The following is a 7,159-nucleotide window of genomic DNA, read 5'->3' as shown; positions in this document are numbered from 1 at the left end:
AGCTCTTCGAGGCAAGTAAGCTCTTCGAGGCCAAGAAGCTCTTCGAGGCCAGGGAGGTCCTTCGATGCGTCGGCGCTCGTCCAAGCCTGGCTGGCGTCAGGAATGAATGATTTCGATGTCATGCCGGGCGAACACGTCTTGGAAGGGCGGGGGCGGCAGTTTGTCCGTGACGATGCTCAGCGCCTCCCCAAGGGGGAAGGTGCAAAGATTGGCCTGGCACCCGAACTTGCGGGAATCCGCCAGAAGCACGGCCCGGCGCGACTGGCCCTTGAGGGTGCGCCGGAGCACAGACTCGTGCTCCTCGTAGTCCATCCAGCCGTGATCGAGATCGCAGGCGGCGATCCCCATGAATGCGATGTCGAAGAAGTAACGCCGGGCATAAGCCACGGTCTCGTAGCCGACGAGCGCGTTGTCGTTGCCCCGCAGGGTGCCAGGCGTCAAATTGACTCGCGCCATGCCGCCGCCGAAGTGAAGGGCGACGTCCAACGAATTTGTCGTGACGGTGAGATTGCACCCAGTAAGGCGCCGCGCCAGGGCCAGTGTCGTGGTTCCGGTATCGATGAAGATCGACATGCCATCCAGCACGAGGGCCTCTGCCAACATCGCCACCCGCCTCTTCTCGCGGGTGTTGACCTTGGCGCGCTCCTGAAGCGGGCGCTCCCGATCGAGCCAGGGCGGCACGGCGCCGCCGTGGATACGCCGCAGCAAACCGCGCTCCTCGAGCACCTTTAGGTCGCGCCGGATGGTTTCTTCCGAGACCTTCAGGAAAAAGGCTACATCCGCGACGCCAACCCGTCCCATCCCATGCAGGCGGGACAGGATTTCCTGGTGGCGATGATCCGTCAGCATGCTTGAGAGCCGTCCAACCGTTTACGCGATGATAACGGTGATGCGAGGCTGCGGTCGCGAAGGAATGCACATTCTGGGCGGGGTATCTCATGTTGGTTCGCGTTGTTATGCAGCCGCTCCCGCGGCCATGGTGCAGGCTTGTCTGTCTCGCAGCGCTGCCTGATCGATCAAAGGCCACACGCAAACGTCGTCTCCCAAAGTCCTCGATCACGGAAGGGACTTACGCTTGTTCCTAGGGGGACTAAATCCGCGCACGCGAACTTAGCGTCTGTATCTACGCTGTGACCACGCATCATCGTCAATCGGCATCTTTGGCTTTTGTGGTTTTTGTGGATTAACTGCTTAAAATCATGGCGCCTTGCCGGTCGCCTAGGCGGATTTACCACCCGATTGCACCGCTCCTGGGAGACTACGAAGAAACGCGTATGGCCTTTCACGCGACGCAACAGCAGGACCGTTCCGACACTCACACCAGACGCGAGGATGCATGGCCGCGATCACCGATCTCTACCGCTATCCGATCAAGGGCCTGTCGCCCGAGTCGCTTGCAACCATGACGCTAAGCGCTGCGCAGGGGCTGCACCTTGACAGGGACTACGCGTTGGCCCTCGGCACCACGGCGTTCGACCCTGAGGCACCCGGGCCCCTCGACAAGGGCTACTTCCTGATGCTGCGCAACAACGAAGCCCTGGCGGCCCTGCGGACACGTTTCGACTCCGAAACGCACTGCCTGACCATTGCACAGGCAGACCGCCCCCCTTTCAGCGCTGATCTCTCGACACCGGAGGGTCGCGCCGCGACGGAAGCCTTCTTTGCGGCTTACCTCGGGACGGGGACGAGGGGGCACCCGCGTGTGGTGTGGGCAGAGGGGCACAAATTTACTGATGCGAGCGTGCTCTCTCCCGTGATGATGCGCGCGATCTCAGTGATCAATCTCGCCTCGGTGCAGGCGCTGGAAGCGGCGACCGGACAGGCTCTCGACCCACTTCGCTTTCGTGGCAACATCCACCTCGACGGATTGGAGCCCTGGGCGGAATTGGACTGGGTCGATCGTCCAGTCCAGATCGGCGTTGTGCGCTTTCGTGGTCTCGCGCGCACGCCCCGCTGCGCCGCTGTCAACGTCAATCCGATGACGGCCGAACGCGACGCCAACCTGCCGAAGGCGATCCGCCAGCATTTCGGGCACGTCGATCTCGGCGTGTACTTGGAGGTGCTGGAGGATGGCGCAGTGCGGGTTGGGGATGCGGTGACGGTCTGAACGGCAGGCCCTCCCCCGGGGTCCGGAGAGAACTAAGTTCGACCCAGCCGACCAGGGCAAGTGCTCGCTGATGGCGCGTTGCCTGTTCGTAATCATAAGCGAAGCCGAGAAGATTGGCCTCGCTCCACATCCGGCCGACGAAAATTAGGTCGAAGGGGGCGGGGGTCGTGGCATCCATGCCCAATGGCTCCTTAAGCGGGAAAAGGCAGGCGGCCGTCGGGCCAAGTATCGGAACGTGTCGGACCGACCCTCAGGTCATGCCCACGAACTCGTCAATCATCGCCCTGTCGCGGGCAATTTCAGGCGACACCTCGCGGGTGATACGACCCTTCTGCAGGATCAGCACGCGCTGCGAGAGCGAGGCGATGAAGTTCAGGTTCTGCTCCACCAGCAGCACCGTGAGACCGCGCTGACGGCTGATCGCTTGCAGCGTCTCGATGATTTCTTCGATAATCGAGGGCTGGATGCCCTCGGTCGGCTCGTCGAGGAGGAGGATACGCGGCGACCCGCACAGGCACCGGGCGAGCGCCAGCAACTGCTGCTCGCCCCCCGAGAGGGCGCCGCCCGGCCGGTCGAGATAGGCCTTCAGGCGGGGGAAAAGGGTAAGGATGTCGGCGACCGTCGCGTCCTCCTTCGCCTTGCTGAGGAGGCAGCCCATGCGAAGGTTTTCGCGGACGCTGAGCGCCGGGAAGATTTCGCGTCCCTGCGGTACGTAGCCGATCCCGGCCCTCGCCCGTGCGGTCGGTGAGAGCCGCGTGATGTCGCTCCCGTCGAAGCTGACCGACCCGGCCGTGGCGGGCAGGTTGCCGGTGAGCGTCCGCAACAGCGTCGACTTGCCCATGCCGTTATGGCCGAGGATGCCAACGAAATCGCCCTCGCCGACATGCAGCGAAACGCCGCCGAGGATCGGGATGCGGCCGTAGCCCGAATGCAGGTCGTCGACGATGAGAAGGGGGGCGGTCATGCGGCCTGCTTGCCTAGATAGACGTCGCGGACGCGGGCATCGGCCAGCACCGTGTCGACGTCGCCCTCAATCAGGATCCGGCCCTGGTTGAACACCGTCACGGTCTTGGCGATCATCCGGATAAACTGCATGTCGTGCTCCACCACGATGACCGCGTGAGTGCGGTTCATCTCGCGAATGAGGGCGGCGGTGCGCTCGACCTCCTCCTTGGTCATCCCGGCGGCGGGCTCGTCGAGGAGGATCAGCTCCGGCTCCTGGGCCAGTACGGTGGCGATCTCGACCCATTGGCGCTGGCCGTGGGCGAGCTGCCCGACCATACGAGTGGCGATGCTGGTGAGCTTGAGGCGGACGAGCGTCTCCTCGACGATGCTGCGGGTGCGCGCGAGCGACTTCTTGCGACCGGCGGCGACGAACACGTTCTCGCGCACCGATAGGCCATTGAAGACGTTGGGCACCTGCGTCTTGATGCCGACCCCGAGACGGGCAATCTCGTGCGGATGGGCGGCCGTGATGTCGGTGTCGCGGAAGTGGATGCGGCCCGCGCTCGCCGTGAGCTGACCGGTGAGCATTTTGAAGAAGGTGCTCTTTCCGGCGCCGTTCGGGCCGATGAGGCAGCGCAGCTCGACTTCTCCGAGAATGAAATCGACTGCATTGACGGCGGTGACACCGCCGAAGCGCATGGTGGCGCCCGTCGCTTCCAGCAGCGGGCGCAGCGGAGAACCGGTATGCGACGCGGTCATCGCCGGATCTCCCCGGCGAGGGCCGCGCCCGGGGCGGGGCCAATGGGCTTGGCCTTCACCTGCCGGCCTCGGAGGAATGCGCCGAGGCGCAGGAGAAGATTGCGGGCCACCGGCACCAAGCCCTGCGGGATCAGGAGGACGAAGGTGACGAGGATCGCCCCGAGGCCAAGGTTGGAGTCGATGACGCTTTGGGCACCGGCCTCGATGGTCAACCATTGGATCAGCACTGCGCCGAGGATTGGGCCGAGCAGTGTGCCGAGCCCCCCAACGAGCACGAAAATGATGACCTGGGCCGACATGGTGAGCCCGAATACCGTGGGGCTGATGAAGCCGCCCCAGTTGGTGAAGAGACAGCCGGCCAAGCCCGCGATGCCGGCCGAGATCATGAAGGCGAGGAGTTTGTAAAGGCGCGGGTCGTAGCCGATGAGCTGCGCGCGGGTCTCGTTCTCTCGGATCGCTACCACCACCCGGCCGAACCGGCTGGCCAGGATTGCGCGGAGCACCACGTAGACGAGGATGAGGCTCGCCATCGCGGCGTACCAGATGCCCTCGGGGTCGAGCTGGTTTCCGGCATCTCCGGGCAGATTGAGTACGGGGATCGCCGGGATACCGTTGAAGCCGCCGAGTTCGGCCTCGCCGATGCGGTACTGGCTGCCCGAGGTGGTGTTCACAAGCTGGAACAGGATCACCGACACCGTCAGGGTGATGACCCCGATATAGGCGTCCGAGATCCGGCCGTAGAACATGAAGTAGCCAAGCAGCCCGGCGAACAGCATCGGTACCCCGATGGCGAGGAGCACGGGCAGGGTCGAGTCGCCCATGTTCATGACCGCGATGGCATAGGCGTAGCCCCCCAGCCCCAAAAACGCGGCCTGACCGAAAGACATCACGCCGCCATAGCCCCAGATGAAGCCCTGGCTGAGGGCGAACATCGCCATCGCGACGAAGCCCGTCATCTGCACCAGACCGAAGGTATCGAGGAGGTGGGGTGCGCCGAGCAGGATGGCGATCCCCGAGGCGACCATCGCAATGAAGCTCAGCGCCGCCGGGCGAACCAGGGAGCGAAGCGGCAACGGGGCGTGAGTCATAGGCTGCGCCTCAAGTAGCGGCCGGTGATGCCCTGGGGCAGCACGCGGATGAGTAGGACCGCGGCGACCAGGAGGGCGACGTCGCCGATGACGGGGGTGGTCTTGAACGAGACGAGTTCATTGATGAACCCGAACAGGGTGGAGGCGAGGCCAGTGCCGGTGATGATGGCAGGGCCGCCGCCCAGCACCGTGATGAAGGCGCGCGAAATGTAGGCTGCCCCCATGGCTGGAGAGATGCCAGAGATCGGCGCGAGTACGCCGCCGGCGAGCCCGGCCAAGCCCGCTCCCAGCGCGAAGGTTGCCATGTAGATCCTGTCCGGCGAGACCCCGAGGGAGGCGGCCATGCGAGGGTTCTGCATCGCCGCACGCAGGATCAGTCCAAACTTCGTCAGCCGCAGCAGCAGGAACAGCCCGACGAGGGAAGCCACGGCGACCGCCACGATGACGAGGCTGTAGAGGCTCGCTCCGTAGCGGCCGATCTCGAAGCTGCCCACCGGCGTCGAGACCCCCCGCACCACGTTGCCGTAGAGCGTGGTGACGAGGCCGATGAGCCCGAGGCTGATGCCCCAGGTCGCCAGCATCGTGTCCATCATCCGCCCGTAGAGGAAGCGAATGACAGTGCGCTCCAGGATCAGTCCGACGAGGCCGACCACAAGGGGCGGCAGCACCAGCATCGCCACCCAGATGTTGAGCCCGACATCTGAAGCCGTCACCGCCGTGTAGGCCCCGAGCATCATGAACTCGCCGTGGGCGAGGTTGATGATCCGCATCATCCCGTAGATCACCCCGAGTCCGAGGGTGATCAGCGCAAGCGTAGCGATGCCCGCCAAGACGTTGAAGCCGAGGAGGCCGACAAGATCGGGCGCCATGCTGGGATCTCAGCCCTTCAGGTCGGGGGTGAACTGCTTGTTGGTCTTCGGATTTTTCAGGAGGTCGCAGGCACCAGCCGTGTCGGCTGGGAACTGATCGCGGAAACTCGCGAGGATCTCCCACTTCTTGTCCTTGGGCCGCGCCAGGTAGGTGCTGCGGATGGTGTGGTGGGTGGCGCCGTCCATGGTCACCCTGCCGGTAGGGCCCTCGTAGGAGATACCGGATTCCATGGCCTCGATGACCTTGTCGCGCTCGACCGAACCTGCCTTCTTCACGCCCTCGGCCCAGAGCATGATGCCGTCATAGGTGGCGGTGCAGAGTTCGCTTAGATCGGTGACGTCGGCACCGAACTTCGCCTGCATGCCCTTCACAAACTCGACGCTCTTGGCGTCGGGCAAGTCGTTGTACCAGCCGTAGCAGGTGACGATGCCGTTGGTGGTCGACGCATCCATGGTCGTGAGCTCGTCACCGAGGCCGAACACTGACGAGCCGACCGGGATCTTGCCCTTCATGCCGGCGGCGTCCCACTGACGGTAGAAGCCGGAATGGTTGGCGCCCACCAGGGCCGAGAGCACGAGGTCGGGCTGGGCCTGCTGGATGCGGCTGATCGCGGAGGAAAAGTTGGTCACGTCGAGGGGGAAGAAGTCGGTGCCGGCCACGGAGCCGCTGCCATCCTTCATGAACTTCGTCATCCAGCTCGCGGTGATGTGGCCGTAATTGTAGTCGGCCGCAATGATGTAGGCCTTCTTGCCCCAGGTCTTCAGCGCATAATCGACGATGTGGTTGACAGTCTGGGCTGGGGTTGTGCCGGTGCAGAAGACGTTGCGGTCACAGACGCCGCCCTCGTACTGGGTATTGTAGACGTAGAGGGTCTTGGAGCGCCCGAAGATCGGTCGGATCGCCTCGCGCGAGGCCGAGGTGATGCCGCCCTGGATAACGTCGACCTTCTCCTTCAAGGCGAGTTGCTGGGCGTACTGTGTGTAGAGCTGCATGCTCGATTGCGTGTCGTAGGCGATGACCTTGACCTGCCGCCCAAGCAGGCCGCCGGCCTTGTTGATCAACTCCACCACGTATTCAGTAGTCTCGATCATGCGCTTGCCCTCAAGTCCGAGGGCGCCGCTGCCGTCAAGGAGGCTCCCAAGCTTGATCGGCTCGGCGGCGAACCCGCTGCGGGCGAAAAACGGCATCGCCACTACGCCTGCGGCCGCCGTTCCGAGTTTGAGCGCGCCGCGCCGGCTGATCGTCGGATGTGTCATGCGTTCGCGCTCCACGGGATTGTCGGAGGGAGGCTTCGCCCGCCATCGGGCAATCTTAGAGCCTCGCACGAACAGGCCTTGGCAAAAGTAATGCCAACAAATCCCACAGATCGGTCATGCGTCCGGATTGATGC

General features: G+C 64.1%; 7 protein-coding genes. 1 reads left to right on the top strand and 6 read right to left on the bottom strand.

Going from position 1 to position 7,159, the window contains the following annotated elements:
• Positions 1 to 96: 96 nt before the first annotated feature.
• Positions 97 to 849, bottom strand: a complete 753-nt coding sequence (locus ACFE7U_RS15505; RefSeq protein WP_375410618.1) for a DeoR/GlpR family DNA-binding transcription regulator — start codon at positions 847 to 849, stop codon at positions 97 to 99.
• Between the two features lie 487 nt (positions 850 to 1,336).
• Here ACFE7U_RS15505 and ACFE7U_RS15500 point away from each other — a divergent pair, with 487 nt between their 5' ends.
• Positions 1,337 to 2,107, top strand: a complete 771-nt coding sequence (locus ACFE7U_RS15500; protein ID WP_375410617.1) for an MOSC domain-containing protein — start codon at positions 1,337 to 1,339, stop codon at positions 2,105 to 2,107.
• A gap of 250 nt (positions 2,108 to 2,357) precedes the next feature.
• On the opposite strand, the gene ACFE7U_RS15495 is transcribed toward ACFE7U_RS15500, so the two are convergent.
• The 5 genes from ACFE7U_RS15495 to ACFE7U_RS15475 are packed head-to-tail and all read right to left on the bottom strand — an operon-like array spanning position 2,358 to position 7,025.
• A complete protein-coding gene (locus ACFE7U_RS15495; RefSeq protein WP_375410616.1) occupies positions 2,358 to 3,071 on the bottom strand; it encodes an ABC transporter ATP-binding protein in 714 nt (237 codons plus the stop codon).
• Positions 3,068 to 3,811: an ATP-binding cassette domain-containing protein gene (locus ACFE7U_RS15490; RefSeq protein ID WP_375410615.1), complete on the bottom strand. Its 744-nt coding sequence runs from the start codon at positions 3,809 to 3,811 to the stop codon at positions 3,068 to 3,070. Before ACFE7U_RS15490 ends, ACFE7U_RS15495 begins: the two co-directional genes overlap by 4 nt.
• A complete protein-coding gene (locus tag ACFE7U_RS15485) occupies positions 3,808 to 4,899 on the bottom strand; it encodes a branched-chain amino acid ABC transporter permease (RefSeq protein ID WP_375410614.1) in 1,092 nt (363 codons plus the stop codon). Before ACFE7U_RS15485 ends, ACFE7U_RS15490 begins: the two co-directional genes overlap by 4 nt.
• Positions 4,896 to 5,768: a branched-chain amino acid ABC transporter permease gene (locus tag ACFE7U_RS15480; RefSeq protein WP_375410613.1), complete on the bottom strand. Its 873-nt coding sequence runs from the start codon at positions 5,766 to 5,768 to the stop codon at positions 4,896 to 4,898. The genes ACFE7U_RS15485 and ACFE7U_RS15480 overlap by 4 nt, the downstream gene beginning before the upstream one ends.
• Positions 5,769 to 5,777: 9 nt before the next feature.
• Complete coding sequence (locus ACFE7U_RS15475) at positions 5,778 to 7,025, bottom strand: ABC transporter substrate-binding protein (RefSeq protein ID WP_375410612.1); 1,248 nt, start codon at positions 7,023 to 7,025, stop codon at positions 5,778 to 5,780.
• Positions 7,026 to 7,159: the final 134 nt, after the last annotated feature.

It is taken from the genome of uncultured Methylobacterium sp., from assembly GCF_964251405.1.
In the GTDB taxonomy this organism is placed as follows: Bacteria; Pseudomonadota; Alphaproteobacteria; order Rhizobiales; family Beijerinckiaceae; genus Methylobacterium.
This window is presented reverse-complemented; position numbering and strand designations above follow the sequence as displayed.

Excerpts from the sequence above, each read along its gene's own strand:
- ACFE7U_RS15475 (WP_375410612.1), bottom strand. The coding sequence starts at position 7,025 with ATGACACATCCGACGATCAGCCGGCGCGGCGCGCTCAAACTCGGAACG.
- ACFE7U_RS15490 (WP_375410615.1), bottom strand. The coding sequence starts at position 3,811 with ATGACCGCGTCGCATACCGGTTCTCCGCTGCGCCCGCTGCTGGAAGCG.
- ACFE7U_RS15495 (WP_375410616.1), bottom strand. The coding sequence starts at position 3,071 with ATGACCGCCCCCCTTCTCATCGTCGACGACCTGCATTCGGGCTACGGC.
- ACFE7U_RS15505 (WP_375410618.1), bottom strand. The coding sequence starts at position 849 with ATGCTGACGGATCATCGCCACCAGGAAATCCTGTCCCGCCTGCATGGG.
- ACFE7U_RS15485 (WP_375410614.1), bottom strand. The coding sequence starts at position 4,899 with ATGACTCACGCCCCGTTGCCGCTTCGCTCCCTGGTTCGCCCGGCGGCG.
- ACFE7U_RS15500 (WP_375410617.1), top strand. The coding sequence starts at position 1,337 with ATGGCCGCGATCACCGATCTCTACCGCTATCCGATCAAGGGCCTGTCG.
- ACFE7U_RS15480 (WP_375410613.1), bottom strand. The coding sequence starts at position 5,768 with ATGGCGCCCGATCTTGTCGGCCTCCTCGGCTTCAACGTCTTGGCGGGC.